This window comes from Microcystis sp. LEGE 00066, assembly GCF_015207925.1.
In the GTDB taxonomy this organism is placed as follows: Bacteria; Cyanobacteriota; Cyanobacteriia; order Cyanobacteriales; family Microcystaceae; genus Microcystis; species Microcystis ichthyoblabe_A.
Window position 1 is genome coordinate 1 of sequence record NZ_JADEVX010000353.1, and the last position, 1,503, is coordinate 1,503.

At 32.5% G+C, this 1,503-nt stretch carries 1 protein-coding gene and 1 pseudogene; both read left to right on the forward strand.

The window, feature by feature from the left end; all coding sequences use genetic code 11:
• Positions 1-120 (forward strand): annotated as a pseudogene (locus IQ224_RS23445) (transposase); the annotation flags it as partial.
• Between the two features lie 165 nt (positions 121-285).
• The gene (locus tag IQ224_RS23450) at positions 286-1,419 is read left to right on the forward strand and encodes an ATP-binding protein (protein ID WP_228036373.1); all 1,134 of its coding nucleotides are present in this window, start codon (positions 286-288) and stop codon (positions 1,417-1,419) included.
• Positions 1,420-1,503 lie beyond the last annotated feature (84 nt).

The following is a 1,503-nucleotide window of genomic DNA, read 5'->3' on the forward strand; positions in this document are numbered from 1 at the left end:
CGAACAACCCAGGGAACAGTGGAAGGAATTAACAATAAACTGAAGGTGATTAAAAGGAGAGGCTATGGATTTAGAAACTTTAAAAACTTTAGTCTTAGATGTTTATTAAATTGGCATTTTGCTAGTTTATTTTACATGGTAAGTTCGGAAGAACCATATTTGGCAAGAGTTGAAGCTGAAATTTACGATGAAGATCCTATTTTCAAATCGCAAGATAAAACTTTGATTGCTGTGCATTATGCTCGAATTGCAGAAAGAGCACTTTCAGAAAGAGATAAACAAAAAATGTTCAGCTACACCTACAAAGTTGGTATTTTAGGAACATTCACAGATAGTGGTTCTAGTATTTTGTTTACAACTGCTGTAAGAAAACTACCAACAGTTTCTTACATTGCCAGACATCTAAATAAGCGTGAAATAGATTCAATTCTCAATAAAACTAATGAAAATGGTGCTGAAATTGGCTATCTTTGTGTAGGAGAAACAGTTTTTCAAGGAAAGGGACTAATCCTTTTTAAAATTGATAAATTGCGAAACAAACGCACAATGGTATTTGCTCAATCAGCTTTCGGAAAAACAAATCTTGTCAAGTTACTTCTCTATCATATGACGCGCGATACTTCATACGGAAAGTTAATTTTTGACTTGAATGGTGAATATTTCTTGCGGGGTACTGCAACCTATGGACTGGGAGATATTAATGAGAATTCAATTAAGGATAATGTTGTAGTCTATACAGACAAGAAATTACCAGAGATTTACAAAACTGAGAATAGATTCATTTTTGTAGGAAAAGTATCGCTTAATATGCACAAACACTTAGCAGTGGGTGATATATTGAATTTCGGGGCTGGATTCTCTGAAGTAATGAAATCTTTTCTTTTATATCTTGATGAAGAAGGCGTGTCAAACTTTATTGAAAAAATTGATGACTATGCGGATAATCCAAGCAATCTTTATCGAGATTTTTCTGATTTTTTTGGTGAACAAAAGAAAGATGCCAAGGGCAATATAAAAGAAGATTTTTCTGCCAGAAAAACAATTATGGCAATACAAAAAAGGATTCGTCATTTAATTGACGAAGGTTCGTTACATTCTAGCTCATCAAATCTAATAGAGAATGTATTTAAATGTTTGAAACAAGGAAAAACTGTTATTATCGATTTATCCTTAAAAGATAACATGGATGCCAGCATTATTTCAACCATTCTAGTTCGTAAATTATTTGAAAGTAATAAAGAAGAATTCACTTCAGATAAACCAGAAGAAGTTGTAAATGCGGTTGTTTTTGTTGAAGAAGCTCAAAATGTATTGTCTCAAGAGTTTGTCAAATCTAACGCTAATCCATTTGTAAGAGTAGCAAAAGAAGGGCGTAAAGGCTCTTCGGGAATTGTTATGCAAATAATTAACTTAAAATAAAATTCAATGAGAGTACCTAAGCTCAAAAGTAGCTGAAATTCATACAGGAAAGGACTTAAGGCACAAATAAGTTAATATCAAAAG

Coding starts and splice junctions, on each gene's coding strand:
- IQ224_RS23450 (WP_228036373.1), top strand. CDS start 286: ATGTTCAGCTACACCTACAAAGTTGGTATTTTAGGAACATTCACAGAT.